This is a genomic window from Chitinophagales bacterium (assembly GCA_017303415.1).
Lineage (GTDB): Bacteria > Bacteroidota > Bacteroidia > Chitinophagales > Chitinophagaceae > SpSt-398.
Window position 1 is genome coordinate 1389075 of record JAFLBJ010000001.1, and the last position, 20690, is coordinate 1409764.

At 47.4% G+C, this 20690-nt stretch carries 18 protein-coding genes; 15 read left to right on the forward strand and 3 right to left on the reverse strand.

Annotated elements, in window-relative coordinates; genetic code table 11:
• Window positions 1-39: 39 nt before the first annotated feature.
• Complete coding sequence (locus tag J0M30_06065; GenBank protein MBN8667053.1) at window positions 40-915, reverse strand: RNA polymerase sigma factor RpoD/SigA; 876 nt, start codon at window positions 913-915, stop codon at window positions 40-42.
• A 323-nt stretch (window positions 916-1238) separates the two neighbouring features.
• On the opposite strand from J0M30_06065, the gene J0M30_06070 reads away from it, so the two are divergent.
• Window positions 1239-1619 (forward strand): ATPase, encoded by a 381-nt coding sequence (locus J0M30_06070; GenBank protein ID MBN8667054.1) that lies wholly within the window; start codon window positions 1239-1241, stop codon window positions 1617-1619.
• Here the strand turns inward: J0M30_06070 and J0M30_06075 are convergent.
• Window positions 1616-2227, reverse strand: coding sequence for a hypothetical protein (locus J0M30_06075; protein ID MBN8667055.1), 612 nt, complete (start codon window positions 2225-2227; stop codon window positions 1616-1618). The two genes, J0M30_06070 and J0M30_06075, sit on opposite strands and share 4 nt — an antisense overlap.
• Before the next feature lie 34 nt (window positions 2228-2261).
• Here J0M30_06075 and J0M30_06080 point away from each other — a divergent pair, with 34 nt between their 5' ends.
• From J0M30_06080 to cobA, 9 genes are all read left to right on the forward strand, one after another.
• Window positions 2262-3713, forward strand: a complete 1452-nt coding sequence (locus tag J0M30_06080; GenBank protein ID MBN8667056.1) for an LptF/LptG family permease — start codon at window positions 2262-2264, stop codon at window positions 3711-3713.
• Window positions 3714-3723: 10 nt separating this feature from the next.
• The gene (locus tag J0M30_06085) at window positions 3724-4707 is read left to right on the forward strand and encodes a cation transporter (GenBank protein ID MBN8667057.1); all 984 of its coding nucleotides are present in this window, start codon (window positions 3724-3726) and stop codon (window positions 4705-4707) included.
• Complete coding sequence (locus J0M30_06090) at window positions 4704-5099, forward strand: OsmC family protein (GenBank protein ID MBN8667058.1); 396 nt, start codon at window positions 4704-4706, stop codon at window positions 5097-5099. Before J0M30_06085 ends, J0M30_06090 begins: the two co-directional genes overlap by 4 nt.
• Before the next feature lie 3 nt (window positions 5100-5102).
• Entirely contained in the window at window positions 5103-5510 is a 408-nt protein-coding gene (locus J0M30_06095; GenBank protein ID MBN8667059.1) for an Rrf2 family transcriptional regulator, read from the forward strand.
• 124 nt (window positions 5511-5634) lie between these two features.
• The gene (locus J0M30_06100; GenBank protein MBN8667060.1) at window positions 5635-6270 is read left to right on the forward strand and encodes a peroxiredoxin; all 636 of its coding nucleotides are present in this window, start codon (window positions 5635-5637) and stop codon (window positions 6268-6270) included.
• Window positions 6271-6273: 3 nt separating this feature from the next.
• Complete coding sequence (locus J0M30_06105; protein MBN8667061.1) at window positions 6274-6984, forward strand: phosphoadenylyl-sulfate reductase; 711 nt, start codon at window positions 6274-6276, stop codon at window positions 6982-6984.
• Window positions 6985-7202: 218 nt separating this feature from the next.
• A complete protein-coding gene (gene cysD, locus J0M30_06110) occupies window positions 7203-8111 on the forward strand; it encodes a sulfate adenylyltransferase subunit CysD (protein MBN8667062.1) in 909 nt (302 codons plus the stop codon).
• Between the two features lie 75 nt (window positions 8112-8186).
• Entirely contained in the window at window positions 8187-9431 is a 1245-nt protein-coding gene (locus J0M30_06115) for a 50S ribosome-binding GTPase (protein MBN8667063.1), read from the forward strand.
• Between the two features lie 36 nt (window positions 9432-9467).
• Window positions 9468-10280: a uroporphyrinogen-III C-methyltransferase gene (cobA, locus tag J0M30_06120; protein MBN8667064.1), complete on the forward strand. Its 813-nt coding sequence runs from the start codon at window positions 9468-9470 to the stop codon at window positions 10278-10280.
• A gap of 189 nt (window positions 10281-10469) precedes the next feature.
• Here the strand turns inward: cobA and J0M30_06125 are convergent, their stop codons facing one another.
• Complete coding sequence (locus J0M30_06125) at window positions 10470-12548, reverse strand: HEPN domain-containing protein (protein ID MBN8667065.1); 2079 nt, start codon at window positions 12546-12548, stop codon at window positions 10470-10472.
• A 232-nt stretch (window positions 12549-12780) separates the two neighbouring features.
• Between J0M30_06125 and hemA the strand changes: the two genes are divergently transcribed.
• The 5 genes from hemA (at window position 12781) to J0M30_06150 (ending at window position 20656) form a co-directional block, all read left to right on the forward strand.
• Window positions 12781-14022, forward strand: a complete 1242-nt coding sequence (hemA, locus tag J0M30_06130) for a 5-aminolevulinate synthase (GenBank protein ID MBN8667066.1) — start codon at window positions 12781-12783, stop codon at window positions 14020-14022.
• Window positions 13958-15484: a hypothetical protein gene (locus tag J0M30_06135; GenBank protein ID MBN8667067.1), complete on the forward strand. Its 1527-nt coding sequence runs from the start codon at window positions 13958-13960 to the stop codon at window positions 15482-15484. Before hemA ends, J0M30_06135 begins: the two co-directional genes overlap by 65 nt.
• Complete coding sequence (gene hemB / locus J0M30_06140) at window positions 15445-16449, forward strand: porphobilinogen synthase (GenBank protein MBN8667068.1); 1005 nt, start codon at window positions 15445-15447, stop codon at window positions 16447-16449. The genes J0M30_06135 and hemB overlap by 40 nt, the downstream gene beginning before the upstream one ends.
• Window positions 16450-16474: 25 nt before the next feature.
• Window positions 16475-17947 (forward strand): TSUP family transporter, encoded by a 1473-nt coding sequence (locus J0M30_06145; GenBank protein MBN8667069.1) that lies wholly within the window; start codon window positions 16475-16477, stop codon window positions 17945-17947.
• 168 nt (window positions 17948-18115) lie between these two features.
• Entirely contained in the window at window positions 18116-20656 is a 2541-nt protein-coding gene (locus tag J0M30_06150; protein MBN8667070.1) for a TonB-dependent receptor, read from the forward strand.
• Window positions 20657-20690: the final 34 nt, after the last annotated feature.

A 20690-nucleotide genomic window follows, 5' to 3' on the forward strand; every position in this document is an offset into this window, starting at 1 on the left:
GATTTTGTTAGTGTATTAATTTCTGTGAAATCGTGGTTATCAGGCACCAAGGAAGGAGCGAAGCTGATTCCCCCGGTTGGTTGTTCTTAATTTGGTGATGGCTTTGTCTTTGATCTGACGGACCCTTTCGCGGGTCAGACTGAATTTTTCACCGATATCTTCGAGGCTCATGGGATGATCCACGCCGATGCCAAAGAAGTAACAGATCACCTCTTTCTGCCGTTCCGTAAGCTGTTTCAGCGACCGCTCGATCTCCTGTTTCAGGCTTTCGCGGTGGTCCAGTTCAGCATCGGTCTTTTCGGCATTGGGGTTGATCATTACATCCATCAGGGTGCTGTCTTCCCCTTCGGAAAGCGGCGTATCCATGCTCACGTGACGGGAAGAGATATTCAGAGTTGCAGAAACCTCATCGAGGTCCATATTCAGCAGATCGGCCAATTCTTCAGCAGAAGGCTCGCGCTCATACTCCTGCTCCAATTGGGAGAAGGCTTTCTGCACCCGGTTGGTTAAACCCACCTTATTCAGGGGTAAACGTACGATACGGGCCTGCTCAGCCAGGGCCTGGAGAATGCTCTGACGGATCCACCAAACTGCGTAGGAGATGAACTTGAAACCACGGGTTTCATCAAAACGCTGGGCGGCTTTGATCAAACCCAGATTACCTTCATTGATCAGGTCGGGGAGTGATAAGCCCTGGTTCTGATACTGTTTGGCAACAGATACCACAAAACGAAGGTTCGCCTTGGTCAGACGGTCCAGCGCCTTTTGGTCTCCCTGCTTGATCAGACGGGCTAATTTTACTTCCTCCTCGGGGGTGATGAGTTCTACCTTTCCAATCTCCTGAAGGTACTTTTCGAGGCTTTGAGATTCACGATTCGTAATCGACTTCGTGATCTTCAATTGTCGCATGCTCATAGGTATGGGTACTAAATGGGTTTTTTTAAAGGGTTATAGATATTGAATAGCTCAAATTAGTTTTGGATTTTTTCTCAACCCGATAATCCCATCACAACAGTCCAATTCGTCCAGAACATATTGATCGTCAAGGCAATTTAACGAAAAAATGGTTATGGCCAAAAAAAATTTGCATTTCTATAACGCCAAAAGGGTCTAATTATTTTCACTTACCCGTCCTTTTAAATTTTGCCGCATCTGCCATAACCAGAAATTTATTTTTGTAGTATCATTAATTGATTATAATTGCACGGTATAGGTGTAACAAATATTTAATTTTTTAGATGAGTCAAAAGCAACTTTATACCTTGGAATTTCCCGTGAGGTGTTCGCCTTCGATACTATACGAATTTCTATCCACTCCCTCTGGATTGCAGGAGTGGTTTGCCGATCAGGTAGATGAAAAGGAAGAGGTATTTAGCTTCTCCTGGAATGGAACAACCGACAGAGCGCAGGTATTGGAAAAAGAACAGGATAAATTCATTCGTTTTCACTGGACCCACTCCGATAAGGACGAATACTTTGAATTCCGCATAGAAAAATCCGAGATCACCAATCAGACCATCCTTGTGATATCTGATTTTGCCGAAAAAAAGGAGATCAAGGATCAAAGCATGCTTTGGGATTACCAGGTGAAAGACCTCTTTCACCGATTGGGCAACTAATACCCGGCCGCTTTCAATAACTGTTCAAAATCGGCCAGCATACGCCGATCGAGGTTTTCCATCCCTTCTATTGGATATATTTTGGAGATCTTCAGGAAGTTTCTCTTCCTAATCTCACTGGTATAAGCCTCCAAAGTCAGATTATTAATTTCGGTAGTAAACGGTGGATCCTGATCGTGTATCCAGGCATCGTCTGTAGTGGATATCCTGAACTCATTGCTGGCTAAAACAGGGTGGGATAAACAGAGTGGTTCTTCACATCGTTCTTTCCAGACTCCGGCCAGTTGAAGCGTGATGGTAATATAGCGTCCCCACCAGAAAAGCGTTCGAATCGCAAATATGTCCGTTTGCCCAAACAGACGTGGATAATCCAGCACCATCCAGGGCAGGCCTTTGTAATTCTCACCCCTGGAGATCTTATACGAGAAGGGTTGGATGATGGAAAAAAGGGTTGGAGCCTGCCGGAACAAACAGTCTCTATAATGGGCTTGCCAATCAGTAAAAACCAGGGCTGTTTTTTGAAGGATGGCATTCTTTGTTAAAATCCAATCGGCATTTGTCATCAACTCCCGCTCCTTGTCCGAAAACTGTATTTTTGCCCCACTCATTCAATAAAGTTATTACTTAAAGAGCAACGCGTTGATCAAAAAGCTGGACATACTCATTATCCGGTCCTTTATCGGACCCTTTGTGGCCACTTTTTTTATCACCATCCTGGTGCTCCTGATGCAATTCTTCTGGCTTTGGATCGATGATTTTGTAGGTAAGGGTTTGCCGGTTCGTGTTCTGTTTGAATTTGTGCAGTATCAGGCCGCCGTTCTTGTTCCCCTTGCTCTTCCGATCGCTATCCTGCTTTCATCGATCATGACCTTTGGGAACCTGGGTGAAAGTATGGAACTGGTAGCCATTAAATCCTCCGGTATCTCGCTGTTGCGTTTCATGCGCCCTTTGTTTGTGATCGCGGTACTGCTTTCGGGTGTTGCCTTTCTTTTCAATAATTTCATTATCCCTGTTGCGACCTTAAAATCCAAGACCCTGCTGGCCGATATCGTTCATGCCAAACCCACTTTTGATATTCAGGAGGGGGTATTCAGTCATCGTACCGAAGGCTTTGCCATCAAAGTGGGCCGAAAACAATCAGACAGCATCATCTACGATGTGGTGATCTATGAGAATGCCAACAATTACCTGCAGGATAATTTCATAACCGCTAAAAGTGGAATTCTTCGGACATCCGCCAATAAACGGTTTTTGGAAATAAGCCTGTACGATGGATGGCGCTATGAAGAACGGGGCACTCGCGGAGACCCCAATACCGAGTATATCCGGATGGGGTTTAAAGAATACAAGAAACAGTTTGACCTGACCAATCTCCTGTTCCGCCGAACCGACGATAGTGTTAACAAGAATCAGTTCAGGATGCTGAGTATGCGACAGCTTGGAAAGGCGATGGATTCCATTGGCCGCCAAATCAACCAGGTTACCGAACGCACCCGGCAGGAAGCTTTTGTTGGTAACAGTTTTGCCAAATACCTTGATTCGGGGTTCAAAGGGCCGGCGGTCAAATTACCGGATAGCGTCAAAAAATTTGAACACCTGATCCCCGATTCCGCACGGAAATATATCAATCAAACGGTCACCAGTTCAATCAATTCCTCCGTGCTTAGTGTGGGAGTAAATGCAGCGGATTATGAGATCAAGAGCAAGGACCTTCGTTTTCACAAGATCGAATGGCACCGCAAATTAACCCTTTCCATTGCCTGTCTTGTGCTGTTTCTGATCGGGGCACCCCTCGGATCGATCATTCGTAAAGGTGGATTGGGTACACCCCTGATCGTGGCCGTAGTGCTCTTTCTTTTCTTTTATTTTCTAAATAATACCGGAGAGAAATTTGTGAAGGAAAATGTGATGACCTCCTTTGGGGGTATGTGGCTGGCCACCCTGGTCCTTACCCCGTTGGCCTTTTTCCTGATCTATAAGGCCATTCGCGATTCTCAACTCTTTAATAAAGAACTTTACTTTCGCTTTTGGCGAAAAATATATCCCCTGTTTCTTCCTTTCCTGGCCCTAATCGGTCGTAAAATGAAACGATAATACCTTAGGCATGCCGAACGCACAACATAATCTCCGGATACAAAAATGGGTTGCCGGGATATCTGTGTTATTACTCGTCGTGAAATTGATCGCCTATTACATGACCCATTCGGTGGCCATTCTGACCGATGCCCTGGAAAGTATCGTGAATGTGTCCGCCGGTTTTATAGGATTGTATAGTTTGTATGTGTCGGCCAAACCAAGAGATTTCGATCACCCCTATGGCCATGGCAAAGCCGAGTTCCTTTCCGCCGCAGTGGAAGGAACCCTGATTCTGACAGCCGGCGCGCTGATTATCTATAAAGCTGTCTCCAACCTGATCAATCCGCAGGAAGTTGAAAAACTGGACAGTGGTATGGTTCTGATTCTGGTGACCGCCCTGATCAATTTTGGGATCGGCTTCTACTGTTTTAAACAGGGAAGAAAAAGCCGCTCTTTGGCCCTGGAAGCCAGTGGCAAACACCTGATGTCAGACAGCTATTCCACCTTTGGATTGATCATAGGTCTGCTCTTACTCTATTTCACCCAAATGGCCTGGATCGATAGTGCCGTGGCTGCCTTGTTTGGCATCATTCTTCTTTTTACCGGCTATCGCATTCTGCGTGATTCGATCGCCGGTATCATGGACGAGGCTGATCATCAATTGCTGCGTAAGCTGGTGGTATTGCTAAATCAGAAGAAAAGGGCGAGCTGGATCGACCTGCATAACTTACGGATCATCAAATATGGGAGCGTGCTTCACCTCGATTGTCACCTGACTTTGCCCTGGTACCTGAATGTCCACGAAGCCCACCAGGAAGTAGAGGCCCTGTCGCACCTGGTACAGGAGGCCTTTGGTGATTCCATCGAACTCTTTGTGCATACTGATGGATGTCTGCCCTTTTCCTGCCGGATATGCAAAAAGCAGGAATGTAGCCAGCGAAAGCATAATTTTGAGAGACAAATAGACTGGACCATGGACAATATCCTGGCCAATAAAAAACACCAATTATGACATCGACAGAGACCGTATGGAAAGGAGAACACCGGTTTGAATCAACCCATGAAGGAAACAGCATCAAAGTAGATGGCGATAAGGCAGAGGGCCATGGCCCCAAAGCATTGCTGCTTTCGGGTTTGGCGGGTTGCAGTGGAATTGATGTGGTGGATATCCTGGAAAAAATGCGGGTGCCCTTTACCGATCTTCGGATCACTGCAGAGGCCGGTCTTGTGGAAGAACATCCCAAGGTTTTTACGGATATCGTCCTAACCTACCGGATCAATGTGGATCCCTCACAGGAAGACAAGGTCCGAAAAGCGATTGACCTTTCACTGGAAAAATATTGTGGTGTGGCGGCCATGTTGCGTAAGAATTCTCCCATCGAATATAAACTGGAACTGATCTGATCTATGCTTTCTGCCAAATCACAATACGCGTTCAAGGCACTGACCTATCTCACCGAAAGGTATAATAAAGGTCCCGTGCTGATCTCTGAGATCGCCAAGAAGAAAAAGATTCCACTAAAATTTCTGGAGAATATTCTGTTGGAATTAAAGAACGCAGATATCCTCGATAGTAAGAAAGGAAAAGGGGGAGGCTATTTCTTAAAAAAGGACCCGGCAAAGATCAAAGTAGCGACGATCGTGCGGTTGATCAATGGGCCTATTGCCATGCTGCCCTGTGTAAGCCTCTACTTTTATGAACGTTGCAAGAACTGTGATGAAAAGAACTGCGGGCTGCATGACCTCATGATCGAGGTACGGGATGCCACCCTGGAGATCCTTGAAGGGCGAACCCTGAAGGACCTGGTGGTTTAGATAGCTATTGGCTTTTAGCTATTTGCTAATAGCCAAGTGCTAAAAGCTAAGAAAGCATTAAAAGTCTACTAATATAATAGGGTAATAAATAAAACCCTAATTTTGTCATCTAAAACTTACCATTATGTCATTGCGTTTAGGAGACAAAGCCCCCAATTTTAAGGCGGTCACTACCGAAGGAGAGATTGATTTTTATGAATACCTGGGTGATTCCTGGGGTGTTCTTTTTTCTCATCCGGCCGATTTCACACCCGTGTGTACCACGGAGTTGGGGAAGACGGCCTTATTAAAGGAGGAATTTGCCAAAAGAAATGTGAAAGTATTGGCTGTGAGTGTGGATCCCATTGATAAGCATTTTTCGTGGAGAAAGGATATCAATGAGACCCAGCATTGCGAGGTCACTTTCCCCATTATTGCTGATGAGGAAAGACAGGTAGCGGAATTGTATGATATGATTCATCCCAACGCTTCAGCTACGGCCACGGTACGGTCACTTTTTGTGATTGGTGCTGATAAAACAGTCAAACTGATGATCACCTATCCTGCTTCTACAGGACGCAATTTTTATGAAGTGCTTCGTGTGATCGATTCTTTGCAACTGACGGCGAATTATAGCGTGGCAACACCGGCGGATTGGAAAGAAGGTGAGGATGTGATCGTGGTACCGGCTGTTAGTACTGAAGATGCGATTAAAAAATTCCCCAAAGGGGTAAATGTGATCAAGCCCTACTTGCGCTATACCCCGCAACCGAATAAGTGAGTTATGAAAACAGATCCAGAATTATTACGCGAACTCGAGCAATTGGATCTTCCCGAGTCACTGGCCTTACTGGCTGGTATCTATCCGGGGGAAGTGGTCTTCTCCACTTCGTATGGACAGGAAGATCAGGTGATAACTGATGCCATTGCCCGTCACCGGATTCCGGTAAAGGTTTTCACGTTGGATACCGGGCGTTTATTTTATGAGACCTATGATCTGATTGAAAAGACCGAAGCCCGTTACAAATTGGGAATACAGGTATTCTTTCCCGATGCGGCTGATGTAGAGGAGTTTGTGGTAAACAAAGGTATCAATGCGTTTTATGAATCGGTCGAAAACCGAAAAGCCTGTTGCCATATCCGTAAGGTAAAACCTTTACAGCGGGCATTGGCGGGTGCAAAGGTCTGGGTTACCGGATTGCGCGCCGGACAATCCGCCAACCGGCAGGAAATGCCGCTGTTGGAATGGGATGAGGAACGACAGCTCTATAAGTTCAATCCCCTTATTCATTGGACCTATGAGCAAATGATGGAATATATAAACACCCATCGGGTGCCCTACAATACCTTACATGATAAAGGGTTTATCAGTATTGGTTGTGCCCCCTGTACCCGTGCCATTGAACCGGGAGAAGATCCCCGCGCTGGCCGCTGGTGGTGGGAAAGTTCACAAAAGGAGTGTGGGTTGCATACCGCCGGAGCGAACAAACAGTAGTTGTGGGAGATGTGAGGCGTGAGACGTGAATCGTGAGACGTAAGGCGTCAGGCGTGAGTAGTGACTCTCCACTCATTCACTATTCACTATTCACCATTCACGTCTCACGTCTCACGTCTCACGGTCTCACGTCTCACCCCTCACGCCTCACTTCTCATATTTCGTCAAAATGTCGTACCTTTACAACCCTATCAAACAAGTAGACTAATAGTATTTGCATGAGTCCCTATCATTTGGATTATTTAGCGGAGTTGGAGGCAGAGAGCATTCATATTTTTCGTGAAGTAGCTGCCCAGTTTGAGCGTCCTGGTTTGTTGTTCAGTGGTGGTAAGGATTCGATCACCATGGTTCACCTGGCACGTAAAGCTTTTGCTCCCGGAAAGATCCCTTTTCCATTAGTACATATCGATACCGGACATAATTTTCCCGAGGCCCTTGAGTTTCGGGATGCACTGGCCAAAGAGGTAAATGCCCAATTGATCGTGCGAAAAGTAGAGGATACGATCCGTGCCAAAAATTTGACAGAACCCAAAGGAAAATTTGCCAGCCGGAACTGGTTACAGACTTACACCCTTCTCGATACCATTGAGGAATTTGAATTTGATGCCTGTATCGGTGGCGCCCGCCGGGATGAAGAAAAGGCGCGCGCCAAAGAACGGATATTCTCGGTGCGTGATGAATTTGGTCAGTGGAACCCCAAGTTGCAAAGACCAGAGCTTTGGAATATCTACAACGGAAAGATCCATAAAGGAGAGAATGTAAGGATCTTCCCCATCAGCAATTGGACGGAGCTGGACGTATGGAATTATATCCGTAGGGAGAAAATTCCTTTACCATCGATCTATTTTGCGCATGAGCGCGAAGTACTGGAACATGAGGGACAGCTTATTGCCGTATCCCCTTTTATTCAGATCGATGCCAATGATAAGATCAATTCACGGCAGGTACGCTATCGTACCGTGGGTGATATGACCTGTACCGCTGCTGTGGAATCAACTGCTTCCACCCTTGATCAGGTGATTGAAGAGATCATTGCCAGCCGGATATCCGAACGCGGTGAAACGCGGATCGATGATAAGGTTACCGAAGCTGCCATGGAAGACAGGAAGAAGAACGGATACTTTTAATCAATGTAAGGCTAAAGGCTAATAACTAATAGCTATTAGCTTTTGGCAATTAGCTATAAGCAAAGACCTGAAATGATGGACCTACTACGATTCATAACCGCCGGAAGTGTAGATGATGGGAAGAGCACCCTGATCGGGCGTCTGCTTTTTGATAGCAAGAACATCATGGTGGATCAACTTGAAGCACTCGAGCGCTCTACCAAGAATATGGAAGCCGGGCAGGTTGACCTGGCCTTGCTTACAGATGGTTTACGGGCGGAGCGTGAGCAGGGGATCACCATTGATGTGGCCTATCGCTATTTTACAACCCCACAGCGCAAGTTCATTATTGCCGATGCGCCCGGACACGTACAATATACCCGCAACATGATCACAGGTGCATCAAATGCCCAACTCATGATCGTGTTGATCGATGCCCGGCAGGGTGTGGTGGAGCAAACACGTCGCCATTCCATCATTGCATCGCTTTTACAAATACCACATATTGTTGTGGCCATCAATAAAATGGACCTGGTGGAATTCTCCCAGGATGTCTACAACAATATCGTGATCGAATATGCCAAAGTGGCCCAGCAGTTGGGGTTAAAACAGGTGACCTATATTCCCATCAGTGCTTTGCTGGGCGATAATATCGTTGATCCTTCTACCGTGATGACCTGGTATGAGGGAAGGCCACTCTTGCAATTTTTGGAAGAAGTGGAAGTTAAAGACGATATCAATCTGGCTGATCCACGTTTTCAGGTGCAATTTGTAATACGTCCCCAAACAGAAGAATTACATGATTACCGGGGCTATGCCGGCTCGGTCATCAGTGGGATCTACCGAAAGGGTGATAAGGTGACCGTTCTGCCGCAAGGACTGGAATCCACCATAAAAAAATTGGAGATCGCCGGTGAGGAAGTGGAGGAACTTTTTGCACCTCAGGCCGGAGTCATTCACCTGGCTGATGATATTGATATTAGCCGGGGTGACAGCATTGTAAGATCCGATAATCTCCCACAGGTAAATAATGAGATAGAAGTCCTGCTGTGCTGGATGGATGAAAAGCCTCTTCAGCCCGGTAACAAATATTTAATACAACACAATAGCCGTCTGGTCCGGGCTGTCGTTCGCCAAATAGCCTATAAGCTGGATGTAAATACCCTTCAGCAGATTCCGGTGGAGAATGGAGTGAGACTCAACGAGGTAGTAAAGGCCGTGATCAAAACAGCTTCGCCGCTTGTATATGATCGTTTCGACCGGCTGAGTGCCAACGGAAGTGCTGTATTGGTGGATGAAACCAGTAATAGTACGGTTGCCGCCGTTCTCTTGCAGCAGTAAGACGGTTATGGGTGTCTTATTAGGAAAGTACCGTGTATGACAACTTCAATGGAAAGAGGATATGTGATTTTGGCGGGGGCAGGTCCTGGTGATGAGGAACTCATCACGGTCAAATTGCAAAAACAACTCGAAGAAGCAGAGGTCATTATCACTGACCGGCTTGTGAATCCTCGTATCATCTCCCGCTTTGCAAACCCTCAGGCAGAAATTCTTTTTGCCGGAAAACAGGGCTATAATTCCGGTTCCTTTGTTCAGGAGGAAGTAACAGCCCTGATGATTCAACAGGCGCAGAAAGGAAGAAAAGTGTTACGCCTAAAAGGCGGTGATACAGCAATCTTCAGCAATATGCTGGATGAATTGGAAGCATTGGTTGAAGCAGGTATTCCCTATGAAATCATTCCAGGGGTAACGGCCGCGAGTGGCGCCTCTGCTTATACAGGTATCCCGCTTACAGCCCGGCAACATGCCCAGGCTGTACAGTTCCTTACGTTTAATCCCAACAGCCAGTACAACCCGGAACGCTGGAAACAATTGGCCAATACCAATGATACCCTTGTGTTCTATATGGCCTCTAAGAATATTGCCGGACTGGTTGAATTACTCCTTCGTTATTCCCGGCAACCCTCCACACCGCTGGCTGTGATCGAACAAGCTACAACGGTCTATCAGCAGGTCCATACCAGTACCCTGGAGACGGCCACACTTGAGTTCGCTAATATGGAATTCAGTTCCCCCTCCCTGGTCATCATCGGGCAGGTTGTATCCCTTTATACCCCCTTTCACTGGTTTAACCCAGCCGCCCCGGGGCCCGGGTCGGTGTTTACAGAGATCGAGAATCGGGAAGCGTGAGACGTGAGACGTGAAGCGCGAGAGGTGAAACGTGAGACGTGAGACGTGAATCGTGAGAGGTGAAACGTGAAGCGTGAGACGTGAAACGTGAGACGTGAAACGTGAGTAGTGACTCTCCACTGATTCACTATTCACTATTCACAATTCACCCCTCACCTCTCACGTCTCACGAAACTCACGCCTCACGCCTCACGCCTCCCGCCTCACAAACTCCTCCGCCTCGCCCAAATACTTTTTCGCAAATGCTTCAGTCGCAGGTTCCTTGTTGATCGCCAACACTGCTTCCTGGAAGGAAGGCCTGGCAGTATATTTTCCATTCTGGGTAAAATGAATATCAAAATCACGAAGTATGCCATGCTGGGTATTGCATTGAACACCTTCTTTGAGGAGTAAGGCCTTGGCAGCATGCACCTGTGCGCTATAGGCATGATAAACGGCATCGGCCCAGGCTCCGCTTTCGATACATTCCCTGGCAAGCGTGATTTTCTCTTCGGCTTCCAGAAAAAGAGTAGAGACCAGATCGATCATTACACCTGCACATTCCCCCACTCCAATAGCGGTAGCGAATTTTTCACGCTGCCCCCAATCAATAAAGTCCTCATCGAGTAAGGTATCGAGATTGGCCAGTGGTTTGAGCAGCTCATAAAAATATTTATCACCCAATCGCAGTACAAAGGCATCATACCGCTCACCTTCAAGGGCATTGGCTTTGAAATCATTTAACAGGGTGCGAAGCACTTCCGGCGCCCGCTTGCTAGGTACCTTGAGAATTTTATCGGCTATCCGGCCTTCTCCACTGCCGATCACACCACCACCCACCAGCACCTGAAGGGCCGGTAATACATGGCCCTTGGCTTTCAGGGAGGAACCATGAAAACCAATAGAGGCAATGCCATGCTGTCCACAGCTGTTCATACAACCACTGATCTTTACACTCAGGCTTTTATCATACAGCAATTCAGGATATTCTTCTTCGATCAATTCGGCGAGGGCCAGGGCCGTCCCGGTACTGTTGCTGATTCCCAGGTTACAGGTATCGGTACCCGGGCAACTGGTGATGTCGGCTACGCTCCCAAATCCGGCAGCGGCCAGGTTCTCTTTCGATAATACCTGGAAGATATAAGGGAGGGATGCTTCCTGTACAAACCGGAACTGAAGTCCCTGATTGATCGTTACGCGGACATCATCGGCGATCACTTCCCGCAAATCAGCGATCAGCTGACGACTGGTTGTGCTACTGATATTACCATTGGGAACACGCACATATACGGCATAGTAACCTGCTTGTTTTTGCGGTACCACATTCGTGGCTTTCCAACGCTCAAAGGCAAAGGCCTGGTCAACAGGGAGGGATACGGGTTCAAAAACGGGCTTGGGTATAGGAGGTAGTTGACTCTCCCGACCCGGTATGGTGTACCGGGGAAAGGTTAGTGCGAGTTGTTCTTCCGTGACCAGGGTATTAAAGGCATCAATGCCAATTTTCTGTATAAGGAATTTGATCCGGGCCTTATGCCGGCTATTGCGTTCACCATGCCGGTCAAATACCCGCAGGACTGCCTCTACATAGGGCACAAGTAATTCTTCTTCCAGAAATTCATGGGTGGTGACCGCCAGGTGTGGTTGAGCGCCAAGTCCTCCGCCAATAACAATTTTAAATCCTCTTTTTAATTCTCCATTGATCTCCCGGACCCGGGGAATGGCACCCAGGTCATGCATAAAGGTCAAGGCTGTATCTCTTTCTGAACTGCTGAAAGCGATCTTGAACTTACGCCCCATTTCCTGGCAAAAGGGTTTACGCAAAAAATATTCAAACAGGGCATGGGCATAGGGAGTTACATCAAAGGGCTCTTCGCTGTCGATACCCGCCATGTCCGAGGCAGTTATGTTTCGTACGGTATTACCACAGGCCTCGCGAATGGTAACGTCATCCTTTTCCAACTCCGCCCACATCTCCGGGGTACGGTCCAAACTCACAAAGTGAATCTGTATATCCTGCCGCGTGGTCAGGTGCAGGTTGCCCGTAGAGTATTCATCCGATACATCACTGATCCGCCACCACTGTGCCAGCGTCATTTTACCATAGGGTAACTTGATCCTCACCATCTGTACACCCGGTTGCCGTTGGCCATATACGCCACGGGCGAGACGCAAACTCCTGAATTTCTCCTCATCGATCTTCCCTTCCCGAAAGAGGAGGATCTTCCGCTCCAGTTCAAGGATGTCTTTTTCCACCAACGGGTTCTCCAGTTCCGTACGAAAACTCTGCATACCAGGTTATTTTGATTTAACGACGTATTGAAACCTTGCTAACGATTTAAGGATAGCAGGATATATATACACTAATAATCTACTATTTGAGTAGACTATTCAAAATTAAGGTGAGCGCCCCGCACCACAAAATAATATTCTGTTATAAAGCCAACTAACCACCGTTTGTATCAACAGATTAATTTGGGTGGGGTTAATTAGTCTACTATTTTTGTAGGATATAAAAATATTCATGTACCGGGAGTTATTGGAGCAAAAGTTGGAGTCATTGAAGCAGGAGGGGCGTTACCGCTATTTCCTGGAGGTGAATAAGAGCGCCCAGCATTTCCCCCAGTTTTATTACGAGGGTAAGGATGGTGCCAGGCGAAGTGCTGTGAACTGGTGCAGCAATGATTACCTGGGCATGAGTACACGCGAAGAAGTGATCGGTCGATTGTCATATGCGGGTTACCGGGCGGGAGCCGGAAGCGGGGGTACACGCAATATTTCCGGTACTACGGTGTACCATCTGGAGCTGGAGAAACTCCTGGCCCGATGGCATAAAAAGGAAGCGGCCCTGCTTTTCAATGGGGCTTACCAGGCCAATCTCACTACGCTTCAAACCTTGGCGAGGCATATCGATGGACTTGTTTTCTTTTCGGATGAAAGAAACCATGCATCCATTATTGAAGGCATGCGCGGGTGCAAGAATAAAAAATTCATTTTCCGCCATAATGATGTGGTGCATTTAGAATCATTGCTTCGTTCCCTGCCGGTAGATACTCCGAAGCTGATCGTTTTTGAATCGGTCTATTCCATGAGTGGATCGATTGCGCCCGTGAAAGAGATCATTGAGTTGGCCAAAAAATACCAGGCGCTTACCTATGTTGATGAAGTACATGCGGTGGGTTTGTATGGGCCCGAAGGAGCTGGTATATTGGAACGCGAAGGACTTCAATCGGAAATCGATATTTTAAATGGTACACTATCCAAAGCCATCGGTGTATTTGGGGGATATATAACCGGGGCTAACTACCTCATCGATTTTGTTCGCAGTCATGCCCCCGGATTTATTTTTACTACTTCATTGCCCCCTGCCATTTGCAGTGCCGCGCATAAAAGTATCTCGCTGATACAGGATGCTGATCGGAATTTGCTATTTACAAAGGTGGAAGCATTGCGCGAAGCGCTTACCCGGGAAGGTGTACACTTTTTATCCAATCCTTCCCATATCACTATTGTGCCGGTTCCCGGTGCTGATGCTTGCAGACAGGTTGCCGACCGATTGTTAAGCGAACAGGGCATTTATTTACAACCTATTAATTACCCCACCGTACCGGTTGGAGAAGAATGTTTGCGCCTTATTGTTACGGCGCGACATGAGACCCGTCATATTCAACACCTGGCATATAGCTTAAAAAAAATATTGCATGGCAACAATCAGGCTGACCGGACGCGCTTCCGCGCTCTCCCGCTGGCAGATGGAGATCGTTAGGCGGAAGATCGAAACGGCGATGCCGGGGCTAAAGGTTGAATTGGTTCCCCGTACCAGCCGGGGCGATCAGCTAAAGGATATTCCATTGCATACGGTAGAGGGAACGGATTTTTTCACCCGTGAGATCATTGAAACCCTGGAAAGGGGGGAGGCCGATCTGGCTGTCCACTCTCTAAAGGATATGAGCAGTGCGCATTTTTTTGGCGACCACCATTTTGCCGTTGTTGATCGGGAGGATACCCATGATATTGCCCTGCTCCGATCCGGATGGGAGGAAAAAGTAAGTCGTGGTGAACCGATCACCATTGGAACATGTTCACCACGTCGCGAAGAAATGGCCCTTGATTTTTTGCAAAAGGCACTTCCGCAACAATCGCTGCCGGTTCAAATTAAATCGAAGCCGATTCGGGGAAATGTGGAGACCCGCTTGCGAAAACTTCACCTGGGAGAATTTGATGGCACCATTCTCGCAGCTGCCGGATTGAACCGTCTATGGCCGGAGATAGAAGAGGCAATGAAGCAGTATGGATTTATCCGTATCGTATTACCCCTGTTGGATTGTGTTCCGGCTCCATGTCAGGGTGCAATCGTAGTGGAAGCCCTGCCAAATGCGGATAATGCTTCGGGTCTCTTGGAGGCCATTAATGATGAACAGATATGGGAGGATGCCGTGCGCGAAAAAATGACGGGTCTTCGCTACGGTCAGGGTTGCCTGCAACGATTTGGGGTGACCACGATCTATTACAATGGTGAAAAAACCACTTACGCAGCGGGGCGCGATGAATCGGGAATGGCATTTTCCCATTTCAGCAACCTGCCTGATCCGGATTGGAAGGGTAAGACGATCTTCTCCAGCACCGATCATATGCGATCGTTTTATGATTATTCATTTTTCCCCGCACCCGATCTCATTAAAGAACCGGTGGTCTATGTTGCAAATTATAAGAGCCTCAGTGATCCCAGACACGGAGAGGACTGGGTTAATTTACTTAGCCATAAAAGAGTGTGGGCGGCTGGTAGTAAGACCTGGTTTGAATTAGCGGGGAAAGGTATCCAGGTAGAAGGTTGTGCCGATGCGTTGGGGTTGGAGAGCCTTATTCCCCTGTGGGAAAAACCGGTTCTTCAAATTAAGAAAGAAAATGTCCTGGTCTTAACCCATGCAAAAGCCGCCGGGCTTTGGAAGGAGAAGGGATGGAAAACCGCCATCACGCATCAGTTGATTCCCCGGTATGTTCCCGAATTAGCCCAGGCCATCCGGGAAGCGGATGTGGTGTTCTGGACGAGTAAAGGACAGTATGAAATCTATCAGAGGGAATTGAAACCAGGTGTTATTCATGCCTGTCCTTTTGGTGAAACCGCGCAGCAATTGAAACAGGCGGGACTCGCGCCCGTCGTATTTCCAACGATCAAATCTTTTATACAATGGAGAAGATCTTCCAGCCCATCGGTCAACGCCGATTAAGGACGGGCACCCTCGTGAGAGAATTGGTGGCCGATGTACATCTGTCGCACAGGGCCTTTATCCAGCCTTTATTTGTTGAGGAAGGGATAGAGGAAAAGCGAACAGTAGAAGGCCTTCCCGGTATCTACGTGTTTCCAGCGGATGAAATTGCCGGAGAGGTGACCGCGTGCATAGCGAACGGAATTCATAAATTCCTTCTGTTTCCCATTCCTGCAAAAAAGACAGCAGATCAATTTGACTTTACTTTTGCCACTTCGGTGGTCCGCCGATTGAAAGCGGAATTTGGAGACGATATCTGGTTAGCGAGTGATCTATGTCTTTGCAGTTATACCACACATGGTCATTGTGGCATTTTGGATAAAGACCATACCCGGTTGATCAATCATCTGACGGTAGACGTACTGACCCGGTATGCCCTTCAGTTAGCACAGGCAGGGGCCGATTGTATCGCTCCCAGTGATATGACCGATGGACGGATCGGTTCGATACGGGCAGCACTGAACGCTATGGGTAAGGAAGCAGTGATGATCATGAGTTATGCAGCCAAGTTTAGTTCGCAATGGTATGGGCCGTTTCGGGATGCCTGTCACTCCGGACCAGGATTATTAGGATTTAAAGGATTGAAGGATAGGAGAACTTATCAGATTTCACCAAACAATGGTAGGGATTCGTTGGTCAGTGCGTTGCGTGATGCGGATGAAGGTGCGGATATTTTAATGGTGAAGCCGGCCACGCATTATGCCGACATCATTGTCCGATTAGCGGATGAGGTACGTAAACCCATTGCCGCCTATCATGTGAGTGGGGAATATGCGGCACTGGAATCCCTGGTGGAGAAGGGATTGGCGAACCGGGCACTGGCGCATTTGGAAATATGGACCGCCCTGACAAGGGCCGGAGCTTCCATCATCATATCTTACGCCGCGAAAGAAGCTAAGGAATGGATAAAAAGCCAGGAATATTAGATTTACTTTGCATGACCAGCTGATTATGAAGAAAGAAAAGAATGTTTTGTATCCCATTTTCCTCAAGCTTGACCAATTGGAAACACTATTGGTCGGAGCCGGAAATGTAGGCCTTGAAAAATTGCAGGCACTGGTGACCAATTCACCGGAAGCGCGGATCACGATCGTCGCGCCACAAGTAAAAGAGGAGATTCATAAATTGCTTGCCCGGCACCCCCATTGTGGTTTACACCAGCGAGAGTTTGAAGATGCTGATCTGGAAGGGAAAGATCTGGTCATACTTGCCACCGATAACCAGGCACTACATGTTGAGGTTCGGCAAAAAGCGGATGAAGCGGGCATACTGGTGAACGTGGCAGACACCCCTGAACTTTGTGATTTCTATCTGAGCAGTATTGTCCAAAAAGGCAACCTGAAAATTGCTATTTCCACCAATGGCAAATCACCTACCATGGCCAAGCGGATCAAGGAGGTGCTGCATGATCACTTGCCCGGAGAATTGGAAGAAGTGATAGATAATCTGCATAAGGTCCGGAACAAACTCGATGGTGATTTTTCTTATAAAGTAAAAAAGCTCAATGATATCACCAAGGTCCTCTCCGAGAATGAGAACACCCTGAATGCCCGACGATGGCGTAGGATCGCTACCTATTCCCTGATCGGGTTTGCCCTGATGTTGATCGGGCATTTTATTTTTTCCTATCTCCCGCTTCGCGAAATGGCAGACGACACGGTGGCCTGGTACAGGACACTTGATCCCAATTTTCATTGGATGGTACTGGCTGGATTCCTGGCACAAATGGTGGATGGGGCTACGAGTATGGGATACGGGGTTACCAGCTCCATTGTACTGCAAACCGCCCAGGTGAGCCCGGCTGCGATCAGTGCCGGTATCCACACGGCGGAAATGTTTACCAGCGGCGCATCAGGCTATAGTCACTACAAGTTTGGTAACGTTAATAAGAAATTATTCAAGGCCCTGGTCATCCCAGGTGTTATAGGGGCGGTGATCGGTGCCTTACTGCTGGTTTATTTTGACGATACACATCTGAAATACCTGCGCCCGGCCATGGCCGCTTATACCCTTTTATTAGGCATTCGAATATTTGTCAATGCTTTTCGGACCGTGGGAAACAAGCGTAAATTCAAACGATATGGCTGGCTCGCAGGAGCTGGCGGCTTTCTCGATTCTTTTGGAGGCGGTGGATGGGGCCCTATTGTTACCTCTACCCTTATTACCAAAGGACGTACACCCCGCTATGTAGTAGGTTCTGTGAGCCTGACCGAGTTTTTTGTTACCCTCGCCAGTGCCTTTACCTTCTTTACTTTGATAGGGGTGCAGAACTGGCAGGTGATCATGGCCCTGGTGATCGGTGGGGTACTGGCTGCCCCGATTGCCGCCAGACTCGCCGGAAAACTTCCGAGGAAAGCATCGTTTTTACTTCTGGGTTCAGTGGTCATCCTTTGGAGCATACGAATTTTAATAAAAATATTTTAGTAAAAATGTAAGAGATATCGTAAAGTCTACTATTTTTGTGGACTAATAAATAGTCAAAAGGGGCAAGTGCTCAAAGCCCATTTCGCTTCGGCGATATTTTTTTAAATTAAAAGTCTATAAAATTAGTAGACTAATAAAACCAAGTGTATGAGAAAGATCGTTTACCTGATGTTGGTTACCGGATTCTGGTCAACTTTGGTGGTAGCACAAACAACCATTCAGGGGAATATCCGGACAGAGGATGGTCAACCGGCAGCAGGTGCTTCCATTCTGGTAAAAGGAAAGAGTGAGTTTGCACTCGCCGATTCAACTGGTCAGTTTTCATTACGGACCATTCAGCCCTTGCCTTTGGTATTATATATTACGCTGGTAGGTTACGGAGGGGTGGAGATCGAAGTAAACGATTCAAACCATTTGGGATTATCCATAAAATTGCTGAATAACCAGATACTCGGGAATATTGTTGTTACCTCCCGTCGTCGTCGCGAGTCGGCGCAGGATATCCCCATACCGATCTCGGTGGTGGGAGGTTCAACCATTGATGAGTCGGGTTCATTCAATGTGAACCGGGTAAAGGAACTCGTTCCGACCGTACAATTATACTCTTCCAATCCCCGCAACACCACCCTTAACATTCGTGGCATTGGATCCACCTTTGGGTTGACAAATGATGGCATTGATCCAGGCGTAGGATTTTATGTAGATGGGGTTTATTATGCACGGCCGGCAGCCACGACATTGGATTTTATTGATATTGATCAGATAGAAGTATTACGGGGCCCACAGGGTACGTTGTTTGGCAAGAACACCACAGCAGGGGCTTTTAATATTACCACCCGGGCGCCTCGTTTTACGGCAGGTGCACACCTGGAAGTCAGTTATGGCAATTACGGTTTTGTACAGGCTAAAAGTTCCATTACCGGGCCATTGGGTAAAAAATGGGCCGGACGATTATCCTTTTCAGGTACACAGCGTGATGGAGTATTGACGGATGTAAATACACAGAAAGGGGTGAATGACCTGAACAATCTCGGCATCAGGGGTCAGTTATTATTCAAACCCTCGGAGAAGATAGATATCACATTTGTGGGCGATGCATCGCGCCAACGGCCGAATGGATATGCACAGGTTGTGGCAGGGGTGGCCCAAACCTTACGGGCGCCGTATCGGCAATTTGAACAGATCATTGCTGATCTGAACTATGACCTTCCGAGTCGCAACCCCTTTGACCGGTTAATTGACCACAATACCACCTGGCGTTCGGGGAATGATCTCGGAGGTTTTTCGGTGAACCTGGATTTCAAATTGGGCAACGGTACTTTAACAAGCACATCGGCCTGGCGTTATTGGATTTGGGATCCATCAAATGACCGGGACTTTACGGGACTTCCGGTGCTTACGTATTCGCAGGCACCTTCCAAACACCATCAATGGACCCAGGAACTCCGGTATGCCGGTGACCTGGCAAAGAACCTGAGTGGGGTTGTGGGTGTATTTCTTATTGGACAAGACCTGAAGACCGATCCTTACCATACGGAAGAATCCGGCGCAGCACAGTGGCGTTTTTCACAAAGCACCACCAGTAGCAATTGGTCAACCCCCGGATTATTTGAAGGATATGGTATTCGAACCACCTCCCGACTGAAATCATTTGGCGCGGCTGCATTTGCACAGATTGACTGGGAATTGGTCACGCACCTACATATTTTACCTGGTGTTCGCTACAATTATGATCAAAAGGACGTTGATTATTTGCGTCAGACCTATGGAGGTTTGCAAACATCCGATGCTGCTTTGCTGGCATTGAAAAGACAAGTGTATTCTGACCAGGCTTTTAAAGCGAATGCAGACGAGCATAATTTTTCCGGACAGTTTACCGTGGCGTACAAACCTTCCAGCCGTTTCAACGCGTTTGCTACAGTGTCCACCAGTTACAAGCCCGTAGGTGTAAACCTGGGAGGGCTGCCCACCGCAAATGGAGAAGTGTTGGTTGAACTGGCAAGAATAAAACCTGAATATGTTACTCATACCGAATTGGGGGTAAAGACGCATCCAAATGAGAAAACAACCCTCAACCTTGTCTTTCACCGCACCGGTATTAAAGACTATCAGACCAACGTACAAACCGCTGAAGTTGGCGTCAACAGAGGATACCTGGCCAATGCCGAGCGCGTGCAGGTATTGGGTGTCGAACTGGATGGAAGTTATTACGCCTCTACCCATTTCTCCCTCACGGCCTCTGTTGCTTATACTGAAGGAAAGTATGTAAAATTTACCAATGCTCCTGTTCCATTGGAGGAAACCGGAGGATCGACGGCTTTTAAAGATGTTTCCGGACAAACCTTACCTGGCATTTCCAAATGGGCGGGTTCACTCGGAGCTGAACTTCAATCCGGGAATAAAAAATTATTGAACCGGTTCACCGGGAAGCTATTCCTTGCTACGGATATCTATTACCGCTCGTCTTTTTCTTCCAGTCCAAGCCCCTCCAGGTATTTGAATATTGAAGGGTATGTATTGTTAAATGCCAGAGCAGGGTTCAGGGCCTCGGAAGGATTATCGCTTTTTGTATGGGGTCGAAATATTCTTGATAAAGATTATTTCGAGCAATTGCTGCCGGCTGCCGGAAATGCCGGGCACTATGCAGGTGTTTTGGGTGATCCGGTGACCTATGGAATTACGCTGCGTTATGATGTGGGGAGCAAATAAAAAGTTGAAAAGAGTATTTGTTGCAGATACTTAG